Consider the following 20,332-nt stretch of genomic DNA (forward strand, 5'->3'; position numbering starts at 1 on the left):
CTATTTTTCACGTTTACAGAATGTTTCCGAGAACCTGTGCGATTCCTCCGGAGACCAGGAACGTACCAAAGATAACCAGCAGGGATACCACGATTCCCTTCCAGCCGATCTTTAAGAAATCACGCCAGTCTCTGCCCACGATAACGCCCGCATAGGCCAGAATCGGTGTAACGGTAGCCATCAATGACACCTTGCCCGCCCAATAAACCACGAATCCGGAAATCGGAGAAAACGGCATTGCCACGATCATTCCGATTAAAGCGATATAGGCTACCGCCGGTAAATTACCAGGAACGAAATGTTTCACTGTCAGGCCTGCCAGACTGATCAGGCCGAATATCAGCATGCCCGGAAGAGACTCTATGAATCCTCCGTCATAGCCCACAATATTACAAACGGTTGCAAGTATGGCAACCACAAGAAATGTCATTACCCAATCCATAAACATCCCAGAAAATCTTTCCTTCTCCATACGAAACTCCTCCTTATTTTCCCTCTATTGTTCTATTATTTTGGTGCGGCCCTTCACGCCTGTCACACATTGTGCCAGGCCCAATCCAATGGGCGGCCTATTTTCCCTTTTTCATCGCCTTATAGATCACATTGCCCAACGGTACTGTGATAAATAATCCCAGATAAACAGAGATTGAGGAAGATATAACGTTGCTGATGCTTGCAAATGCGGTCAGTGTATCCGGATTCGCAGAAGGCGCGGCTTCCATAATTCCTGCCAGGCCGGCTGTCATCATCGATGCGCTGCCGGCGCCGACGGCCATGGCAGTCGCTTCCGGGGTGAAGATTCCCAGGCTCACAAAGAGCGGCGGGATGATACTCATGAAGATGGTTCCGAAAATAGTTCCAACGATATAACAGGTCATAACGCCCTTAAACTCGGCCGAGTCCGCCCCGAACATATCGGAAATCAGCGCCACGTTTGGTTCACGGCTCATCGCGTGGGTCATGCCGACGGCCTCTCTTCCCATGCCAAGAAGGAGAGCAATCGGAAGTGCGACCAGAAGTGTGCCGATATTTCCCAGATTCTGCAGAATCAGAACCGGACCTGCACTGATTACCTGTTCAATGGAGCCGCCGCTGGTGATTCCCAGCTTTGCCATCAGAAAGGCAACACTTAAGGTCAGCATGGCAGAACCCGTGGCCGCCTGTTTTTCTTTTACGAATTTGATAGGTTTGATCAGATATACGACTAATACGAAAATCATGGAATACAGTAACGGAAGCAGCGTAATGGTAACGCCTCCCAGCGGTATCCGTATGGGACCGACGAGTTCGGCCAAAACGCAGCACAACAGAATAACCAGATGAAACTTGTAATCTCCCCATATTTTATCAGCAAACATATGAAACCTCCCAGACATTATTTTTATTTTTCTTTACACCTCTCATGATCTGTCAGAACGCCCACCGCACTGTACAGACTCCTTTGTTTCTTCCCCTTCAAGCACTTTCCATTTTATAGAATCCTGCGCGATCTGTAAAATAACATTTAATTATTTCATCATAACTGAAAATGACAGGAGAGAGCCGAAATACAGCTCTTTCCTGTCCATTTCCTTTGTCTTTCCTATCCGGTTTTATCCTCATTCCTTCACACACTTCAGTCCGTATTTCCGGCAGTGTTCCTGGGTAAACCGGATAAAACAGTTGATGTCCTGGTATACCTTCCCGTTCTTCAGCCACACCATCTCAATATCGGTCTCCATAGGTGGGTCCAGCGGGATTCCGGTTATATCCTCTTCATTTTCGACGATCTCCCGGAACAGAAAACCAGCCGCCATCCCGTTCCGGATCAGCTGAAGCTGCGTATAGAGCTGCTGCGTCGTCCACATGACACGGGGTGTACAGCCATTTTCATGGAAGCGCTCCAGCACCTTTTCCCTTACATGGAAGCTGCTCTTAAACATCACCACGGGTTCCAGCGCCGCATGTGCTATGGATACGCACGGCTCACCAGCCAGCGGGTGATTCCGGTTCACACAGAACAGGAGCTCGCTCCTCTGAAGCTTGCAGAACCCCAGGTTCGTAAAGTCCGTGTTCATGCCGCTGACAATGATTACATCCACCTTATCCTCCTGAAGCATCCTTCTTAAGGTAAGGGAAGCCTCATCATACAGCTCCAGCTCGATCTCCGGATGGGCGGAGTGGAAGTCCTGGATCAGCCGGAACGCCATCACACTGATCATCGGCGGAAGCCCGATTCTGATCAGATTTTTCTGCGTTCCCAAGTGGTACATTTTCTGCGTCAGAGCATTGGCCCTGCTCAGCAGCTCTTCCACCTCCAGGAGAAACCAGGCGCCTTCCTTCGTCAGAATCAGCCTCTTGTCCACTCTCTTAAACAGCTTGACATGAAACTCTTCCTCCAGTTCCTTGATCGCATTGGAGACGGCTGGCTGGGATATATGAAGCGTCTCCGCCGCTTTTGTGATTCCATTCTGTGCGCATACCTCTCTGAAATACTGAAGCTGATGTAATTTCATACCATTCTCCCTCTCCAAACTTCCTGCCTTATATCATTCTATGTCCATTCATATTATTTATTAATAGTAAGACCTGACAGGCTTCATTTCAAGTATTGTTTAATTTTTATCAAATTTTCGCCGATTTTTCAAAACTTTTAGTTATTATCTCATCATTAATTATTATTTTACAATACCTGCTTTTCTCCCTTATGATAGAGATATGAAAAATCTCTCTGCCCTTCCCCTTAAGCAGACAACACACTGGAGGGTGAGAAAATGAATTATGCACAGGAATCATTAGAACTGCACCGGAAGCTGAAAGGGAAACTGGACATCGTTTCCAGGCTTCCTATTACAAACAAAACAGATTTATCGCTGGCCTATACGCCGGGAGTCGCCCAGCCCTGCGTGGAGATCCACCGTAATCCTGAGGAGAGTTATGAACTCACCGGCCGCGGAAACTTAGTAGCCGTCGTCACAGACGGAACCGCGGTACTTGGCCTCGGTGATATCGGTCCAGAAGCCGCCATGCCTGTCATGGAGGGTAAATGCATCCTGTTCCGGGAATTTGCCGGAGTCAATGCATTTCCCATCTGTCTGGCTACAAAGGACGTGGATGAGATCATCCGGACCGTGGAATGCATGGCCCCCACCTTTGGCGGCATCAATCTGGAGGACATTTCCGCCCCCAGGTGTTTCGAAATTGAACGAAGACTGAAAGAGCGGCTTTCCATCCCTGTCTTCCACGACGATCAGCACGGGACGGCCATCGTCGTGCTGGCAGGTCTCATCAACGCATTAAAGCTGACCGGAAAGAAGAAAGAGACTGCTCGGGTCGTGATCAGCGGCGCCGGGTCTGCCGGAATCTCCATCTGCCGCCTCCTCATGTCTCACGGCTTCCGTGACATCGTGATGACGGACAAATGCGGGGCGCTGGCCCCCGGAGAGTCCTTTATGAATCCGGCCCAGCAGGAGATGGCCGCTGTCACCAATCCGCACCAGGAACGCGGTTCGCTGGAGACAATTATCAAAGACAAAGATATCTTCGTCGGAGTATCGGCCCCCGGGATTGCAACATCGGCCATGATCTCCACCATGGCACCGGATTCCATCGTATTTGCCATGGCTAACCCGGTTCCCGAAATTATGCCGGACGAGGCGAAAGCCGGCGGCGCCCGTGTTGTTGCCACCGGACGCTCCGATTTCCCGAATCAGATCAACAACCTTTTAGCCTTCCCGGGAATCTTCCGCGGAGCGCTGGACGTCAGGGCTTCCGATATCAACGAGGATATGAAAATGGCTGCCGCAGCGGCTATCGCCGGTCTGGTGACCGATGAAGAGCTGTCTCGTGACTGTATTATTCCGAATCCACTGGATAAAAGAGTCAGCGCTGCCGTCGCCAGAGCCGTAGGAGAAGCGGCGGTCCGCAGCAAAGTCGCACGCAAAGTGAGGAACTGATTGTATGAAACTGAAAATAGGCTTCGGCACCACCCCACAGATTGTGGAGCTGCCTGATAAAAACATAGACGGAATTCTCTATCCCAATGAAGTAACCGTCGCCACCACCGGGGCGGAGGAAGTGAATCGTTCACTCTCCCATCCGATCGGAACACGTTCCCTGGAGGAGATTGTAAAAGGAAAGGAAAGAATCGTCATTGTAACAAGCGATATCACACGCCCCATGCCCTCTCACGTCGTTCTCCCGCAGCTGTTGGAACGCATGTATGCTGCCGGGGTTAAACCGGAATCGATAACCATCGTATTTGCCCTCGGCAGCCACCGGACACAGACGGAGGAAGAAAAGCTCCATCTCGTCGGGGAATCCGTCTACCGCCAGGTGCGCTGTGTCGATTCCTCGGAATTTGATTTCGTTCACATGGGCACCACGCCCGGCGGCACCCCCGTAGACATCTGCCGTCCTGTGGCAGAGGCGGACTGCCGTATCTGTCTGGGCAACATCGAATACCACTATTTCGCCGGATATTCCGGCGGAGCAAAGGCTATCATGCCGGGAGTCTCCACAAGGGCGGCGATCCAGGCCAACCACTCCCGCATGGTCAGACCCGATGCGTGCGCTGGCAAGCTGGAAGGCAATTCCCTCCGGAAGGACTTGGAGGACGCTCTTGCCTGCTGTCCGGTTGACTTTATTGTCAATGTGGTTCTGGATGAAACCAAGCAGATCGTCTACTCCGTCTGCGGAGATATCATCACGGCCCACAGGGCTGGCTGCCGCTTTCTGGACCGTTTTTACCGGAAAGAGATCAGCCGCAAGGCAGACATCGTCCTGGTATCCCAGGGCGGTGCTCCAAAGGATCTGAATCTCTACCAGACACAGAAAGCCCTGGAAAATGGTAAATACGCGGTAAAAGAGAACGGAATCATCGTCCTGGTTGGCTCCTGCCGGGAGGGCATGGGCGAACGGGTCTTTGAGGAATGGATGCTCGGCGCGGACCGGCCTTCCGACTTAGTTAAGCGCATCGAGACCGATTTTCAGCTGGGCGGCCATAAGGCCGCGGCAATCGCCATGGTTCTGGAACATGCGAAGGTATTTCTCGTCTCTCACATGGAGGAAGAATTTGTCAGAAATATATTTATGACACCGTTCTCGTCCGTTCAGGAGGCTGTCGATCAGGCCTTTGAGGAATTAGGGGCGGAGGCTTCCGTACTCGTTATGCCGTTTGGTGGATCTACGCTTCCGGTGGTTGAGGATTTGTAAGAATGAACTGCTGGTCACATTTGCAGAAACAATTATATAAATACACAAAAACGCATAAACATCCTAGTTATGCGTTTTTGCGTTCAGAGCCAAACGCTCTCTACAAATAGTTCTTTATATCGCACTGCTCAACCACCCGCTTTCCCAGCAGTGTGATTGCCTGCACCGGACACTGGTTGATACAGCGGTAACACATCGTACATCGCTTTCCCGGCACAGCCGTTTTATCCTTTACCTGAATATTTTCCATAGGGCACAGGTTGGCACACATTCCGCAGCCAATACACCGACCTGCGTCTATCTTCAGCTTATCAGTATATTCCTTTGTCTTATAAAAGAAATACAGCCTCTGCCCAAACAATCCGGCCAGATGCCAGAGAACCCCAAGGCCTTCCCGGGGCGGTTCCCCGCATTTTAAAGCGGCAGCGGCCTTCTTTATTTTGCTGCCGGCATTCACTACCAGCTCCCTGTTTTTCTCCAATGGCCTTTTTAAAGCTCTCTCATCGCCGATGCTGTCAGGCATCTTCAAATAGATCCCAACCATCCTTTTTCTCCTGATCCCGATCGTTCAACCGTTTCTATACGTTTCCAGCATATCACAAATCCACGCCCCTATCCAGAAGGGATTAAAAAGCGTAGTGCCGGGAGGCTCTAGCACCTGACCACAATATAGTTTGATTTTCCACTCGAATCCGCAATATCTGATAACATAAAATCTTTCATACATGCTACAATGTGACCGTGATAAAAAAGTGCATAAACAACGGGCCGGCGTTTACGGTTTGCTCGTCGGTCCGTTGGTATACGTCACCGTATTCATTGTTTTTCTATACTTCAAGGGAGACATGGTCATATACGTTTTGAACACCTTCTCAAAATACGTGATACTCTCGTATCCAAGCTTATGGGCAATCTGCTGCACGCTCAAATCCGTCTCCTCCAGCAGCCGCTTCGCCTCCCTGATGCGGTGAATATTCAAATACTCACTGATGCCGTAACCCGTAATTTCCTTAAAGGTGCGGCTCAAATAATATTTGCTGATATAAAACTGGTCGGCCAGCAGATCCAGCGTTATCGTTTCATCAAAGTGCTCCGAGATATAGTCGGCCACCGCGTAGATATTCTGGTATTTGGAAGGCGCGCTCACATCCGTATGTTCAATGGCCGGAGTATGATTTTCGCGCATAAAACGAATAAAATACTGGATAATTTCCGTCTCGATCATGGCCCTGTAATTTCGTTTTCTGCTGTCAAATTCTTCCTGAAGCCTGATATAGAGGTCGATAAACTCCCTCTGCTGCCTTTCGTTCAGCGGAAATACCCCATAGTGCTGGTGAAAAAACTTAACCAGGTTCAGATTCGGGAACAGCCGGTCAAATTCCTTCATTTTATCCCGCTCCACATAGAGGATAATGCGGTCATGGCCGATTTCCTGTTCGCTGTTCGCCGTGGTCATATGAATCGAGTTTTCATCCACCAGAATCAGTGATCCGCCTCTTACCAGATAAGAACGGTTGTCAAAGAAGAAACGCCGTTCCCCTTCCAGCAGATAGAAGATCTCATACTGGTTGTGGAAATGCTTTCCATGCATATTAAAGTGACCCTTGCGTATCATTCGTTCCAGTTCAATGCCATCGGTCCTGGCGTAATAGATAACGGCTTCCATGCCTCGTCCCTCCTGTCTGCAGCATTTGGAACCATTATATAATAAAACCCATTAATTTTCTATAAGAAAGGAGTCTCCTACTCATGCAGGAACTGAAAAAAGAAGAAATCACCCGAAAGCTTGACCTGGTCGTAAATAAGCTCTTAACGCTCGGCGGCCCTGAAAATGAAACAGAACTGGAGAACGGGGGCGAAAGCATCGGCTTCTTCCGCCGTGACTTCGGAATCAGCGAATGGGACTGGCCGCAGGGCGTCGGCCTATACGGTCTCTACAAGATCATGATGGTTGAAAAAAAGGACGAATACCGCGAGTTCTTATGCAGCTGGTTTAAATGCAACATGGCCGAGGGGCTTCCGTCCCGCAACATCAACACCACCACTCCGCTGCTGACGCTGGTACAGCTAAACGAAATCTGCCCTGATCCGGAATTTGAGTCTCTCTGCTTAAGCTGGGCCGACTGGCTGATGCGCTGCCTCCCCCGCACGGAGGAAGGCGGCTTTCAGCACGTGACCAGCGCCAACGGCGACCGCCTGGGCGTCCGTTTAAATGAAAATGAAATGTGGATCGACACCCTGTTCATGACCGTTCTCTTCTTAAACCGAATGGGCCAGAAATACAACCGCCAGGACTGGATCAGCGAGTCCATTCACCAGGTACTCTTACATATCAAATACTTATACGACAAGAAAACAGGACTTTTCTACCACGGCTGGACGTTTAATACGCGCGATAATTTCGGAGGCGTCTTCTGGTGCCGCGGCAACAGCTGGTTTACCGCGGGGATTCTGGAGTATCTGGAGATGTTTAAGGGCAGCCTGGATGCGGGCGTCCGGGAATTCATTGTAAACACTTATAAGAGCCAGGTCCGTACATTAAAGAAGCTGCAGAGCCAGTCAGGATTGTGGCATACCGTACTCGATGATCCGGCCAGCTACGAGGAGGTCTCCGGCTCCGCCGCCATCACCGCGGGGATCTTAAAAGGAATCAAGCTTGGTATCCTTGATGATTCCTATCTGGACTGTGCCTGGAAGGGCATCCGGGCCGTCATGAATAATATCGATGAGGAAGGCACCGTACTGAACGTGTCAGGCGGTACCGGGATGGGGGCTGACAGGGAACATTACAAAAAGATATTGATCGCGCCGATGGCTTATGGACAGTCACTTACGATTTTGGCTTTGATTCAGGCGTTAGATAATTTAAAATGATATTTTCACATTCCCCATCGCCCTCTTATACTCGCTCGGCGTGCATCCGCAGCAGGAACGGAAGACCTGGCTGAAGTAGTGAGGATTTTCACCGAAGCCGGTGGCTTCGCACAGCTCGTAGACCTTGATGTCTGGTTTTTCTGCGATCAGTTTTTTAGCGCGGTCCATGCGTAAGTCCATGACGTACCGTGTAAATGCAATTCCGGTTTCTTTCTTGAAGAGCTTGCCGAAATAGTCCGGGTGGATGAAGAGAACCGTTCCGGCTACTGCGGCGATGGAGAGTCCCTCGTCGCTTAAATGTTCGTGTACATACAGCATGGCCTTTTGCACGGTACTGCTGAAGCTGGCCTGGTTCTTCTCTGACCTGTCGGTCTCCCACTGCGTTAAAAGCTGGCGAAGCATGGCCGCCAGACCGTTAAAGTCGGTGCGGGCACTCGTCATTAAGAGCCTGACGATTCCGGTTTCCCGAACGTGTTCATTCGTGTATTTGGCCAGAAGAAGATAGAGTCTGGCACAGTAGGTCCTTGTTTCTTCCGGAGACTTGTTTAAGCGCCTCAGGTCGTATATCACATCTTCCATTTCTGTCAGAGCCAGCTCCGCATTTCCGTCCTTTACGGCCTCTTCCAGCGCGTTAAAGCAGGGCTCCCCTTCTACGGATTTCGTTTCTTCTTCGGATAAGATACAGAACTTGTCGTAGTAGAAACGGTATGAGGAAATTCTGGTCAGGAGGCTGTAGCGATCTGCGAGACAATCCCCGGAGGTAACCGGAATCCAGGATACAGAAAACGGGTATTCGTTTTTATCACTCCATTCCCGGATTCCCGACAGGAGACGGCCAAAATCCATTGTTTCCTGATTTACCGCAAATACAACGTGGCCCATAAACAGCGTGACGACTGCCCTGCTGTCCCGGCGGGGTCCCAGGACGATCTGTTTTATGTTTTCCAGGAGTATATTGAGACCTCCCAGATTTTCTTCCTCCCTCTCGCAGGGAATACACTCCGCCAAGATATAACCGGAGCCCAGAAGCCGGTCAAGACGGCCGTTGTCCGGCCCCCCCAGCAAGCCGTTTTCCAGCTGCTGGGCATTGGCATCCCGGATCGTCTGTTTTACAGTACCGCGCAGCATCTCTTCCTGCTGCCGGGCTTCCTTTTTTTCTTCTATCTCATGAAAAATCCTGGTGATTGTATCACTTAAATCCAACTGGGAAATAGGCTTTAACAGATAATCAGAAACACCGTAATGGATAGCCTCCTTCGCATAGGCGAAAGAATCATAGCCGGACAGAACCACGGTCGGTATGTCCGGGTACACTTTTCTCATCTGAGAGATAAATTCCAGGCCGTCCATTTCCGGCATACGGATATCTGTAATGATCAGATCAAACCGGCACTGCTCCATTAATTCCAGAGCCTGCAGGCCCGTCATGGCGGGCACAGGCTCAATATCCAGAGAAAGCCAGATCGGCAGTCTCATAATTCCATTTACTATGATGCGTTCATCGTCTACAATCAGTGCCCGGTATTTCAACTGCTTTCACCTCCTGGCTGGCAGATACACAGCGTAATCCATGTTCCCCGCCCTTTTTTTAAGTCAAAAACCCCGCTGCGGGCATCGGGGGTTTTGACCCTCGCGGCAGTCGCCAAATGGACGCGCCAGCGTGTCCGTTTGGCTCGTTGCCCGCGGGAATAAATCTTTAACCCGCTGCCGGTCCCTCCCAGCATCTGAATCCGCTCCTCGATATTTAACAGGCCGATTCCCGTATTGCCAGGCACCCGCCGCTCTCTGATCTGTGCCAGGATCTGTTCCGGAATCCCCGGCCCGTTATCCCAAATGCAGAGAATCAGGCGGTTTCCCTTCCTTCTGGCCCTGATTTCAATCAGACACGGCTTCATGGTAACCTCAGCCGCGTATTTCACCGAATTTTCCAGGATCGGCTGAAGAGAGAGTTTGGGAATCTTCATATCCATACACTCTTCCGGAATGGTGAACGCCACTTCCAGCCGTTCCTCCAGCCGTATTTTCTGAATTGTTACATAGCACGATAACAGTGTCAGTTCTTCCCTCAGCGGGATTAGATACTGCTGCTGTTTCGTCGCCTCGCGGAAGAGAGTCGCCAGCGACTGAACCATACTGGATATCTCAGGCCGCCCGCTGTCCATGGCCAGCCAGTTAATGGCATCCAGCGTATTATAAAGGAAATGGGGATTGATCTGCGCCTGAAGGACCTTGATCTGGTACTCCTTCTCCTTGATTGTCCTTAAGTAATTATCTTCCACCAGCCGTCCGATCTCTCCCGTCATGAGGTTGAAGTTAGCCGCCAGTTCCTCGAATTCCATAATATCCGTATCCAAAAGGTCTCTGTCAATCTGTACCGAAAAATCCCCTTCCTCCACCGCTTTCATTTTCTTGCTCAAAAATGCGATAGGAGCCGTTATGTGATGAACCACACGGGCCGTCGCCAGAAATGACGCAATCAATATGAATAAAATAGCCGCTGTAAAGAATATCATCAGCGTGTTCGTTGATGTCATCATCTCTTTGTATCTCTCATACCCCAGATACGTAATCCCGGGAAATTCAGACTCCCCCTCGGTCCTGAAATACCGTCCGGAGCCTCCATTTTTTTCTTTTCTCACAGAATCCAGCAGCACCGGGCTGTCAAAGATTCGTTTGTCTCCCGCGTAAATAGGATTTTCATGGTAAAAAATTACGATATTGCCCTTCGCAAGGCTTCCCTGCCTGCTCTCCGCCATCATCTTATCCAGATTCACACGAATCAGTATCATGCCCAGCGGGCGGTGTCCCCCAAACGGGGTGTCATAGAGTTCCCGGCCATAGAGCAGTTCCTGGCCATTCCCCCGTTCCAGCCACACCGGCTCCGTTCTGGAAGAGCGTTCCTCCATAAGAAGCCTGATTTTCTCCTGCTCCTCCTCTGTCAGGTTGTAGTCCAGGCTTCCCGTCGCGTACTGGCGTCCCTCTAAGTCTGTTACAATAATGGAGACTGCGTCATTTGCCACCAGCGATCCGGTAATCAGGCGGTAATACAAATCATCTACCAGTGCGTAGCGGTCCTCCCTCTCCTGGTTTACCGCCCGCAGCGCCTCCTTCACCGTCTTGTCATTCATGATGTTAAAAGCGATGTTTTCGACAAAATGAAGCGTGTTTTCTATATTCGAAAAGGAGGCTTCAAATACATTAGAAGTCTCCGTCTCCATATCCTGGCGGTAGATGCGCTGTGACAGAATCACGCCGGCCCCCGCGATCAGAAAAAATATAATAATATCAATCCACACGAGCTGCATCATCTTATGATGCAGCCCTCTTTCCTTCTCCTTTATGACTTCCTCCCTCTGACACGGCATCCCATCTGCGCAATCATAACCGAATGAACCGCCGATGATCCGTCAAATAAATCTTTTTTCTCTTCCGGTATCTCTCCCCCGCTTACCACATGAAGAAACAGCTCCAGCTCCTCCCGCAGAGAGACCAGAATATACTCCGGAGGCCGTTCCTCCGGGGATCCGTAGGAGATACCGCCGTCGGTTCGGGCAAACAGCTCGCAGATCGCCCTCGCGCTCTTCTCATCCTCAAACAGCGGAAACTGCGTCTCCCCCGCATCGCTGATCACACGAACTTCGGCGCGCTTAAAATCGATCACCGCTCCCGCTTTCGTGCCGTTAATACGGATAAAATGGTTTCCCACCCGGAAACCCGAGCCATACTGAAGCGTTGCGAATGCATTTCCGTTAAAGCTGGCGGTCAGCAGGAGCACATCGTCCTCATCTCCGAACTCTGCCCCGCGGTGCCCTAAGTTTCCTCCCACCGCGTACATCTCCGTAGGCACTCCCATGATCCACTGCATAATATCAATCTCATGAATATGATGGAATAGATGGCCTCCGGATTTCTCCTGCATCTTCTTCCAGCTCACTTCCGCCTTTTTCTGCTCCCAGCCGGTACGTTCGATATGCATGGTGAGTATATCACCGAAAAAGCCATCCTGAATCATCGCCTTAACTCTGGCAATTCCCTGATAAAAATGCATGATGTGACCCACCATCAGCGTTACCTCTGCCTTCCGGCACGCTTCCACCATCTCTGCGGCATCCTCTGCGTTCAGTGCAAACGGCTTTTCACAGAAAATGTGCTTTCCCGCTCCGGCCGCCGCCAGTACATGCTGATGATGCAGATAGTTCGGCGTGGCAATGATCACGGCGTCGATATCCGCATTTTCCATGATCTCATCGACAGAGGAAGCCCGTGGGCAGCCCAGCTCCCGGCTTAACCGCTCCGAACTTTTTCCGGGACTGTAAACCGCCGCCAGTTGGGCGTCCTCCCTCTCCTTTATGGCTCTGGCAAATTCTGCCCCGAAATAGCCGCAGCCCAAAACACCTATTCGTATCATCTATTTTATCTCTCCTTAATTTATAATACCACTTCCCGCCCGGTCGTGAGGCTCTCACATGCGGCCTCCAGAAAACGGACCACCTCTGTCATCTCCTGCCTCGTAACGGGACTCTGTCCGGTATCGAACATCCGGATAATCTGTTCTACCAGACACTCATAATACCCTCTCTTGTCCTGGGATACATCGATAAACACACTGCCGGATTCATGAAATATGGTTCCTCCGAAGTTGCCGTTTCCACATCGGTTTCCCCGGATATTTCCGATTCTCCCATCCTTCCAGACTCCGGTGATGATATCATGCTCACTGGTATGGATGACGGAAACCTTGCTGCATCCCGTCCCCATGGTCCTGTAAAGCATGTCCGCCATGTGGACCCCATACCAGAAATACCCCGGCTGCGTAGCGGTAAACGGCATAGGGCCGAAGAAATCGGCTCCAATCACAGAATGCCACTCACACTGCTTCAGTGCGGCTGTAAGGCCGTCCGCAAAGCGGAGAGAGGAAGTAGATAAAACCGGTACTCCATACTGTTCCGCCAGCTTGAACATCTCTCTGCAGTCCACCGTATTTAACGCAAACGGTTTATCAACATAGATTGGCTTCCCAAAGCAGACCATCTCCTGAAACTGCTCCAGCCGCCTTCTTGCGTCAACCTGTTCCAAAAAGACCGCATCTGAATTTTGCATCACCTCCGCTATGGATGAATATAATTTTACTCCCCAATCGCCGGCAACTTCTTTGGTAAAATTCTCCATCCGGTCCCGGCTCATATCAAAATCCTGTGATACAGGGCCCGGATACGCTGCGGTCACCGGATGGCCGCCAATATGAAACGCTTCCTTCTCCCCATTCAGGATTCTTGAAAACTGAACCGCATGGGAAGAATCCAGCCCTATGATTCCCAGCTTCATGCTATCTCGCCTCCAGTCTGACCGGCATCCCCACGGCCACGGACTCCCTGGCTCCGTCCAGTACCTTTACACAGTTTAAGGCTGCGCTTCCATCCAGCAGCGTCTCACAGCCGGGAGCTGCGTTCCCGGTTCTGACCACCTCATCAAAACACATCAGTTCCTTATAAAATATGGTTTGCATCCAGGAAGAGGTCTTCATTCCCGGCTTACCAAATCCCTTCCCCGCGTCCGTTCTGTTTTTTCGATACCCGTTCCTGCGTTCCTCATCCTCCGCCTCATTTTCCTGCATGGGATACAGCGTCTCCCCCCGGTCATGTTCCAGGCGGACAAAGGAATTTTTAAAATCCATCAGAATTCCACCCATCTTTCCCTGAAGCTTTACAAAGTGATCTCCCAGGCGGAATGCGGAACCGATTGTCAGGGATGCAAAACCACCTCCCGGAAGCTCCATATTCAGAAATATGGCATCCTCCTCATCTCCGCAGCCATCTCCGTGATGGACCAGATTCTTCCCTTTTGCATATACCGAAACCGGAAGACCGGCCAGCTGGCAGATTAAATCCACCTCATGCATGTGGTGGTACAGATGACCTCCGGAGATTTCCTTCGTCTGTTTCCAGCCTATGGTTTTCTGAGGCCCCGCCCAGTCCGTATGAACGGCCTCAATCATAAGCAGCTCTCCGATCTCTCCCGCGGCCAGCAGCGCCTTCGCCGTCTGGACACCCCTGATAAAATTGGTTGTATGCGCGGCAAAAAAATGTACCCCCGCCTTCTCCGCCGCATCAAGCATCTCTTTCGTATCTTTTAAACTCAATGCCACAGGTTTTTCACAGAACACATGCTTTCCGGCCTCTGCCGCAAGGATGGCAGGAGCCACATGGCTGTTATTGGGAGTCGTGATGATTACGGCCTCCACTTCCCTGTTGCTGCACAACTCCTCGATTGTCGGAGCCGCATAAGCCCCCGTGTCCCGCACAAACGCCTTCGAGCGCTCGTAATCCAGATCAAAGGCCGCTGCCAGCCGCGCCCCCGGCAGTCCCGCAAGATTATCCGCGTGGATGCCACCCGCATATCCGCATCCGATAATTCCATATCCAGCCATTTTCTTCTCCTCTCTCCAGCTTTATTTGTAACAGTTCAGCCTCCGGCGGCCTTTGCTGCCCGGTCTGTCCCGGCTGACTCATGGGGCCTTTCCTGTGACTTTGCAGGGGATTAGCAATTCTTAATGCGCAGAATTTTTCGTTCAGGGGAAATGCCCACTTGTCTGAGCGCAGCGAGTTTGGACATTTTCTCTGGGTTTTAGAAAAATTTTGCACATTTAGAATTGCTTATCCCCGAAACCGGAACTGGAAAGGCCCCATGAGCCAGCCGGGACAGACCGGGCAGCAAGGGCCGGTGGAGGCTGAACTGTTACCTTTATTTGTCTGCCCCCGCGGTAAGCCCCCCTACAATGCTCTTCTGTATAATCGAGAAAAACACGATCGACGGAATGACGACCAGAACTGACGCCGCCATCATATCTCCCCACTGAAGCGTCTCCATACCGCCCTTCAGGGAGTAAAGGCCCACGGAAACGGTCTGCTTATCCCCGCTGCTGATAATCAGAAGGGAGTATAAGAATTCATTCCACGCGTTAATAAATGCAAATATAGCCGTAGCTACCAGCCCGGGCGCCACCAGCGGAAGCGCGATGTGGAGAAACACCCCCGGCCTTCGGAGTCCGTCTATCAGGGCCGCCTCCTCGATATCCTTTGGCACCGTCCGAAAGTAGCTGACCAGCAGGTAGGTACAGAAGGGAACGGTAAATGACATATAAGCCATTAATAATCCCGGCAGCGTATTGGCAAGCCCCAGATTCGACACCAGGATAAAGTAAGGGATTGCCAGCAGAATCGGCGGAAACATATAGGTCATCACAATTACTCTCGTCAGAATCTTCTGTTTCCTGCCCCCAAACCGCGTAATCGCATAGGCGGCCAGAGAGGAGATCGTCATGCCCAGCACCGTGGACAGCGACGAGTAGAGAAGACTGTTCCCCACGTATATCAGAAAGTCCGTCTTATGAAGCAGATCCTTAAACCAATACAGTGAAAACCGTTCCGGCAGAAGGGCCGCCGTGTTGCTGACAATCTCAAACTGTCCCTTAAAAGAGGCAAATATCACGATAACGAGCGGTCCTCCCGCCAGCAGTACCGCGGCGGTAAGAATCACATAGGACAGTATGGTCCATCCGTTTTTATGCAGTCTCGCTCTCATCACGCCACCTCCTCTTCCCAGTGGTCTAATATCTTAAAATAGATCAGACAAGCCACCGTCAAAAACAGCAGCAGCAGAATGGTCACAGCCGAAGACCTTCCCAGGGAATACAGGGTCCACCCCATGCGGTAGGCGAAGATCGGCACCGTTTCCGTGGAGGTTCCCGGACCTCCTCCTGTCAGGAGGAATATCAGGTCAAAGCTGTTAAAAATCCAGATTGTCCTCAGAATAATGAGCAGTCCCACTACGACCCTCACAAACGGCAGCGTAATAAATCGAAATCTCTGAAACGGGCTGGCGCCGTCAATCTGGGCCGCTTCGTATAAATCTTTGGATATCGTCTGCAGGCTCGCCAGAATATTAATGGCAAACAGGGGGACTCCAAACCACACATTGATCAGGCTCACCGTCAGCATGGCGATCTTCGGGCTGGCCAGAAACTGAATCGGCTGTGCAATCAGATTCCAATGCAGCAGCTTGGCATTGACGATCCCATATAGATCATTTAAGAGATAGGACCATGTAAAGGTAACGATAATCATGGGAAATGCCCACGGGATCAGCACCAGCGTTCGGAACATCCCTTTGAACCGGCTGATTTTATGAAGTGACAGAGCCACTATAAATCCGAAAAACAGCTGCAGAGACAGTGAAATCACGGTGTATACAAGGGTGTTCCACAGCGCGTGGTAAAACTCCGGATTCTGCAGAACCGACACGTAATTGTTAAACCCGACGAACTTAACCGCTTTTCCCAGCAGGCTCTTATTGGTAAAGCTGTAATACACACTGATACATATCGGATATGCCAGCAGCAGTATGGTCACGAGAAATGCCGGAGTAATGAAAACCCCGCACATATGGCGGTCCACAAAATCCGCTATCCGGTCCCTGACACTCTTTCCGGCGTTTTGCCGATCCCGGTATTGCCTCATAAAATTCCTCCTGTAATGCTATTATTCCATCAAGATCTCAATCGCTGCGTTCAGCTTGTCATTCGCTTTCTTCGCAGCCTCCTCCGCCGGAGTCCCGTTCAGCACGATATCCTGCAGACATTCCTCGATAATGCCCTGACTGGTCAGCGCCGAGGCCGCAGGCGTAAGGCCATAGTCCATACCGATAAAGGTTCCCTTCTCAATCCCTTCCTGGATGTACTCAATCTCTGTCTTGAATTTCTGGATAGTCTCATCATCATAGAATTCTGCTGAGTTCGCAGCTTCCGCCGTCGCCGGCAGCTGGCCGCCCGGAATCAGATGCAGGAAATCAATATAGCGTTCCTTTTCAAAATGGAACTTGATGAAGTCATATACCGTTTCCGGGTACTTCGTCTGATTCCATCCCATCAGACCAATGACAAATGTGGTAGCTCCAAGATTTTCCCCATCCGGTCCCGTAAACGGAACCGCTGCTATCTTATCCAGAAGCTCCGGTGAATTCTGTTTGACTCCATTGATATGGAAGCCCGATCCAAATGCAAACGTCGATTTTCCCTGGAAGAATACGTCATTCTGCTCGGAGAGCCCATAGTTTACGGAGCCTTCCGGAGAGCCTGCCTTATAGAGGTCCGCCATCAGCTGGATTGCCTTTACCACCTTCGGATCGGTTAAATTCCCTTTATTATTTTCTGTAATTAACGGAGCTCCCTCCGCCTTTGCAAAGCAGCTGAGAAGCTGTGCGCACATCTGGTCGTTTTTAGACATGGCAATGGTAAATCCATATCTGTTCGGCGGATCTGCCACCGCAGACACCGTGCTTAACAGCTCATCCCAGTTTTTCGGCACAGACAGATTTTTTTCCTCCAATACGTCCTTGCGGTACCACATGACATAGGAATGAAGGTAATAGGGAATCCCCAGAACCGTGTCCCCATCCGTAAAATTCTCCAGTGGTTTTCCAAGGAAATAGTCCTCTCCCAGCGCATCGATCAGAGGATTCATGGGCAGCACCGCCCCCGCCTGATTAATTGCAAATAAGTTGTCCGGATTTACGCTGCTGACATCCGGAAGCGCTCCGGCCGCCAGCCCCGCCGTCCATTTCTGAGTAAATACATTCCACGGATACACCTCTACATTGATGGTCACATTTGGATGTTCCTTCATGTACTCGGCTACCAACTCGTCGATATAGTCTTTGCGTGCCCCTTCTGTAAATGTATGCCAGTATGTAATCGTCTTTTTCGTTGCATCATCGGTAATGGCTGCCATGGGGTCGGAGGTCTCGCTCTCCTGTACCTCCTGCCCCTTGCCTGCGTCCGCACGTTCAGCCGCTGTACCTCCCGCCATACCTTCCGCCGCCGAAGTCCCTGTCTCTTTCTTCCCGTTTCCGCTGCTGCACCCCGTCATTACTGTCGCCGCCGCAAGTGCTGCCGCCACAATCAGAGCTATTCTTTTTTTCATAATCGCCTTTATCCTTTCTTTTTATTTGGGAAGCTTCCTCATCTGTTTCTATTTTAACAGACACTCTTTGCCAAGTTAATTCAAAAATCAGACATAAATAGTAAAATTTCCGAAATACCAGAGAGTTTTTATATCATAAAAACAACGTTCCCATGAAATAAAAAGAGTGGAACCTCCGGTATCTCTCCGGAAATTCCACTCTTCTCGCCTGGCTCACAGCTTCCTCAATTATCCATCGGCGAAAGCACAGATAAATAGCCCTGAATTGTCTTGTCATACAGGCAGAACTGATTCCTGCCATTCTTCTTTGCTGAATAAAGCGCCTGATCTGCGCAGTGGAACAGCACTTCGTAATCTACTCCGTTCTCCGGACAGCGCGCCACGCCCATGCTGACAGAGATCTGGAAACCCTGGAAGGAATCGGTCAGGGAACGGAAGATGCGCTCGATCTGCGGCATCACATTGTCACGGTATTCCACGAAAATCAGGAATTCATCGCCTCCGACTCTGGCTGCGACATCATCCCTTCGGATATTCTGCCGCATCTTCTGGGAAATGTACTTTAACACCTCATCCCCGAAGATATGGCCGTGCTGGTCATTGGCAAACTTAAAGTAATCCACATCGATCAGGATCATGGCATACTCTTTATTCTCTCGCTGGACTATCATATTCTCAATCATTTCCTTGGCCGCCTTGTGATTATAGAGGCCGGTAAGAGAATCCTGGGAGGCCAGGCGCTTTAAATTGGTGAGTTCCATCTGCTCCTCGTGGATATCGATGAATTTACCGATCGTTCCGGAATATAAGGTATCCTCGTCGGAATCCCAGATCGTGCGCGCCACAACCTTGAACCACCTCGGTTTTCCCTCGATGACAACCTGATAGCTTCCGCTGAACACCGGCCCTCCCGGAGTGGTCGCACGAAGCTGTTTCTTTAAGTCCGCAAAATCACTTTTATTAAATACCCTTGCAAGTTCTTCATTGTGCTCCGGATGGGCGATCAGCTCCGGAATTCCCAGGTATTTCGCTCCCCACTCAGATACTTCCAGAAGATCCGAATGGATATTGTATTCAAACTGAACCTCCTGCGACATGGAGGCAAAGAAACGGTACTTAATCCGCTCCTGCTCCAGAAGCATCAGCGTCCGGTTCGACGCACGCAGTTCATTATGGGACTTCAGTTCGGACGCAATTCCCTCCATCTCAATATCTGACATCCCGTCCAGCGAGTGTAAATCAAGCTCCTTCAGGATGCGGTCCCCCACCTCCACGAGACATTCCAGCAGGAGCGGGTTAAATGCCCCGCACTCCCCGTTTAAGATCATCTCCATGGCCTTTTCGTGGCTGTAGGCCGACTTGTATACACGTTCGCTGGTGAGCGCATCATAGACGTCTGCCACCGAGACAACCTGGGCCGCAATGGGGATCTCATCTCCCTTAAGCCCGTCCGGATACCCGTTTCCGTCATACCGTTCGTGGTGCCAGCGGCAGATATCATGGGCCACCTGGATCAGCTTTTCCGTCTGACGGTTCGGCGCATTTTTCAGGATCTGCGCTCCGACGGCCGAATGGGTCTTCATGATCTCGAATTCCTCCGTTGTCAGACGGCCGGGTTTATTCAGAATCTCCTCAGGGATGGATATCTTTCCGATATCGTGCAGAGCCGACGCATTGACGATCAGAGCGATATCCGACAGCGACAGGTGGATCTTATCGGTCTTCTCCAGCAGCTTCTTTAAGAGCATCTCCGTGATCACGCGGATATGCAGCACATGGAGCCCGCTCTCTCCGTTACGAAACTCGACGATGTTGCTCAGAATCTCGACCATCAGGAAATTATTCTTCTCCTTATCGATGATCTGCTCCGTCACCATGCCTTCCAGAATCTTCTGCTTCGTATAGAGCATGAGCATGTTGCTCACACGGCGCAGCACCGTCTTCTCATCAAATGGGCGGCTGATATAATCGGCCGCTCCCAGGTCATAAGCGTGTTCAATATAACTGGAGGACGTCTCTGCCGAAATCGTAATGACTGGAATGCTCTGAATCCATCCATTTCTGTTCATAATCGCCAGAACCTCGAATCCATCCATCTCCGGCATCACGATGTCCAGAAGAATCAGCGAAAGATCGGCGTGGTACTGGTTCAGCAGGGAAACTGCCTCCACGCCGTTGGACGCTTCCATAATATCATACTCGACAGACAGTATGTCCGCCAAAAGGGAGCGGTTGATCTCCGCATCATCCACTATTAAAATTTTATTCTTCATTTATCTTTTTTCCTC

At 50.7% G+C, this 20,332-nt stretch carries 17 protein-coding genes; 3 read left to right on the forward strand and 14 right to left on the reverse strand.

Going from position 1 to position 20,332, the window contains the following annotated elements; genetic code table 11:
• Nucleotides 1-13: 13 nt before the first annotated feature.
• The 3 genes from DFR60_RS12165 to DFR60_RS12175 form a co-directional block, all read right to left on the reverse strand.
• The gene (locus DFR60_RS12165) at nt 14-472 is read right to left on the reverse strand and encodes a hypothetical protein (protein WP_002602054.1); all 459 of its coding nucleotides are present in this window, start codon (nt 470-472) and stop codon (nt 14-16) included.
• Between the two features lie 97 nt (nt 473-569).
• Nucleotides 570-1,358, reverse strand: a complete 789-nt coding sequence (locus tag DFR60_RS12170) for a DUF3100 domain-containing protein (RefSeq protein WP_002602055.1) — start codon at nt 1,356-1,358, stop codon at nt 570-572.
• A 240-nt stretch (nt 1,359-1,598) separates the two neighbouring features.
• Nucleotides 1,599-2,495 (reverse strand): LysR family transcriptional regulator, encoded by an 897-nt coding sequence (locus tag DFR60_RS12175; RefSeq protein WP_110323135.1) that lies wholly within the window; start codon nt 2,493-2,495, stop codon nt 1,599-1,601.
• Between the two features lie 258 nt (nt 2,496-2,753).
• On the opposite strand from DFR60_RS12175, the gene DFR60_RS12180 reads away from it, so the two are divergent.
• Entirely contained in the window at nt 2,754-3,935 is a 1,182-nt protein-coding gene (locus tag DFR60_RS12180) for an NAD(P)-dependent malic enzyme (RefSeq protein ID WP_110323136.1), read from the forward strand.
• 4 nt (nt 3,936-3,939) lie between these two features.
• On the forward strand, nt 3,940-5,193 hold the full coding sequence (gene larAH6 / locus DFR60_RS12185; protein WP_110323137.1) for a nickel-dependent malate racemase, LarAH6 family: 1,254 nt from the start codon (nt 3,940-3,942) through the stop codon (nt 5,191-5,193).
• A gap of 100 nt (nt 5,194-5,293) precedes the next feature.
• Here larAH6 and DFR60_RS12190 read toward each other — a convergent pair whose 3' ends face one another.
• The gene (locus DFR60_RS12190; protein WP_243005057.1) at nt 5,294-5,737 is read right to left on the reverse strand and encodes an EFR1 family ferrodoxin; all 444 of its coding nucleotides are present in this window, start codon (nt 5,735-5,737) and stop codon (nt 5,294-5,296) included.
• 231 nt (nt 5,738-5,968) lie between these two features.
• Nucleotides 5,969-6,859 (reverse strand): helix-turn-helix transcriptional regulator, encoded by an 891-nt coding sequence (locus DFR60_RS12195; RefSeq protein ID WP_110323138.1) that lies wholly within the window; start codon nt 6,857-6,859, stop codon nt 5,969-5,971.
• 83 nt (nt 6,860-6,942) lie between these two features.
• Here DFR60_RS12195 and DFR60_RS12200 point away from each other — a divergent pair, with 83 nt between their 5' ends.
• Nucleotides 6,943-8,067, forward strand: a complete 1,125-nt coding sequence (locus DFR60_RS12200; RefSeq protein WP_110323139.1) for a glycoside hydrolase family 88/105 protein — start codon at nt 6,943-6,945, stop codon at nt 8,065-8,067.
• On the opposite strand, the gene DFR60_RS12205 is transcribed toward DFR60_RS12200, so the two are convergent.
• The 9 genes from DFR60_RS12205 to DFR60_RS12245 all read right to left on the reverse strand — a co-directional run bounded on the left by DFR60_RS12205 (nt 8,059) and on the right by DFR60_RS12245 (nt 20,317).
• Nucleotides 8,059-9,597 (reverse strand): response regulator transcription factor, encoded by a 1,539-nt coding sequence (locus tag DFR60_RS12205; protein WP_110323140.1) that lies wholly within the window; start codon nt 9,595-9,597, stop codon nt 8,059-8,061. The genes DFR60_RS12200 and DFR60_RS12205 overlap by 9 nt on opposite strands.
• Complete coding sequence (locus DFR60_RS12210; RefSeq protein WP_110323177.1) at nt 9,594-11,375, reverse strand: sensor histidine kinase; 1,782 nt, start codon at nt 11,373-11,375, stop codon at nt 9,594-9,596. Before DFR60_RS12210 ends, DFR60_RS12205 begins: the two co-directional genes overlap by 4 nt.
• A 29-nt stretch (nt 11,376-11,404) precedes the next feature.
• The gene (locus DFR60_RS12215; protein ID WP_110323141.1) at nt 11,405-12,475 is read right to left on the reverse strand and encodes a Gfo/Idh/MocA family protein; all 1,071 of its coding nucleotides are present in this window, start codon (nt 12,473-12,475) and stop codon (nt 11,405-11,407) included.
• A 20-nt stretch (nt 12,476-12,495) separates the two neighbouring features.
• Nucleotides 12,496-13,392, reverse strand: a complete 897-nt coding sequence (locus tag DFR60_RS12220) for a Gfo/Idh/MocA family protein (protein WP_110323142.1) — start codon at nt 13,390-13,392, stop codon at nt 12,496-12,498.
• Between the two features lies 1 nt (nt 13,393).
• The gene (locus DFR60_RS12225) at nt 13,394-14,494 is read right to left on the reverse strand and encodes a Gfo/Idh/MocA family protein (protein WP_110323143.1); all 1,101 of its coding nucleotides are present in this window, start codon (nt 14,492-14,494) and stop codon (nt 13,394-13,396) included.
• Nucleotides 14,495-14,808: 314 nt separating this feature from the next.
• Nucleotides 14,809-15,648 carry a carbohydrate ABC transporter permease gene (locus DFR60_RS12230; protein ID WP_110323144.1) on the reverse strand — a complete coding sequence of 280 codons (840 nt, stop codon included), beginning with the start codon at nt 15,646-15,648 and terminating at the stop codon, nt 14,809-14,811.
• On the reverse strand, nt 15,648-16,583 hold the full coding sequence (locus tag DFR60_RS12235; RefSeq protein WP_110323145.1) for a carbohydrate ABC transporter permease: 936 nt from the start codon (nt 16,581-16,583) through the stop codon (nt 15,648-15,650). The genes DFR60_RS12230 and DFR60_RS12235 overlap by 1 nt, the downstream gene beginning before the upstream one ends.
• A 21-nt stretch (nt 16,584-16,604) precedes the next feature.
• Complete coding sequence (locus DFR60_RS12240) at nt 16,605-18,044, reverse strand: ABC transporter substrate-binding protein (RefSeq protein WP_110323146.1); 1,440 nt, start codon at nt 18,042-18,044, stop codon at nt 16,605-16,607.
• Nucleotides 18,045-18,268: 224 nt separating this feature from the next.
• Nucleotides 18,269-20,317, reverse strand: a complete 2,049-nt coding sequence (locus DFR60_RS12245; protein WP_110323147.1) for a GGDEF/HDGYP domain-containing response regulator — start codon at nt 20,315-20,317, stop codon at nt 18,269-18,271.
• Nucleotides 20,318-20,332 lie beyond the last annotated feature (15 nt).

The sequence above is a fragment of the Hungatella effluvii genome, assembly GCF_003201875.1.
Taxonomy (GTDB): Bacteria; Bacillota; Clostridia; order Lachnospirales; family Lachnospiraceae; genus Hungatella; species Hungatella effluvii.

Excerpts from the sequence above, each read along its gene's own strand:
- DFR60_RS12165 (WP_002602054.1), bottom strand. The coding sequence starts at position 472 with ATGGAGAAGGAAAGATTTTCTGGGATGTTTATGGATTGGGTAATGACA.
- DFR60_RS12170 (WP_002602055.1), bottom strand. The coding sequence starts at position 1,358 with ATGTTTGCTGATAAAATATGGGGAGATTACAAGTTTCATCTGGTTATT.
- DFR60_RS12175 (WP_110323135.1), bottom strand. The coding sequence starts at position 2,495 with ATGAAATTACATCAGCTTCAGTATTTCAGAGAGGTATGCGCACAGAAT.
- DFR60_RS12180 (WP_110323136.1), top strand. The coding sequence starts at position 2,754 with ATGAATTATGCACAGGAATCATTAGAACTGCACCGGAAGCTGAAAGGG.
- larAH6 (WP_110323137.1), top strand. The coding sequence starts at position 3,940 with ATGAAACTGAAAATAGGCTTCGGCACCACCCCACAGATTGTGGAGCTG.
- DFR60_RS12190 (WP_243005057.1), bottom strand. The coding sequence starts at position 5,737 with ATGGTTGGGATCTATTTGAAGATGCCTGACAGCATCGGCGATGAGAGA.
- DFR60_RS12195 (WP_110323138.1), bottom strand. The coding sequence starts at position 6,859 with ATGGAAGCCGTTATCTATTACGCCAGGACCGATGGCATTGAACTGGAA.
- DFR60_RS12200 (WP_110323139.1), top strand. The coding sequence starts at position 6,943 with ATGCAGGAACTGAAAAAAGAAGAAATCACCCGAAAGCTTGACCTGGTC.
- DFR60_RS12210 (WP_110323177.1), bottom strand. The coding sequence starts at position 11,375 with ATGATGCAGCTCGTGTGGATTGATATTATTATATTTTTTCTGATCGCG.
- DFR60_RS12215 (WP_110323141.1), bottom strand. The coding sequence starts at position 12,475 with ATGATACGAATAGGTGTTTTGGGCTGCGGCTATTTCGGGGCAGAATTT.
- DFR60_RS12220 (WP_110323142.1), bottom strand. The coding sequence starts at position 13,392 with ATGAAGCTGGGAATCATAGGGCTGGATTCTTCCCATGCGGTTCAGTTT.
- DFR60_RS12225 (WP_110323143.1), bottom strand. The coding sequence starts at position 14,494 with ATGGCTGGATATGGAATTATCGGATGCGGATATGCGGGTGGCATCCAC.
- DFR60_RS12230 (WP_110323144.1), bottom strand. The coding sequence starts at position 15,648 with ATGAGAGCGAGACTGCATAAAAACGGATGGACCATACTGTCCTATGTG.
- DFR60_RS12235 (WP_110323145.1), bottom strand. The coding sequence starts at position 16,583 with ATGAGGCAATACCGGGATCGGCAAAACGCCGGAAAGAGTGTCAGGGAC.
- DFR60_RS12240 (WP_110323146.1), bottom strand. The coding sequence starts at position 18,044 with ATGAAAAAAAGAATAGCTCTGATTGTGGCGGCAGCACTTGCGGCGGCG.
- DFR60_RS12245 (WP_110323147.1), bottom strand. The coding sequence starts at position 20,317 with ATGAAGAATAAAATTTTAATAGTGGATGATGCGGAGATCAACCGCTCC.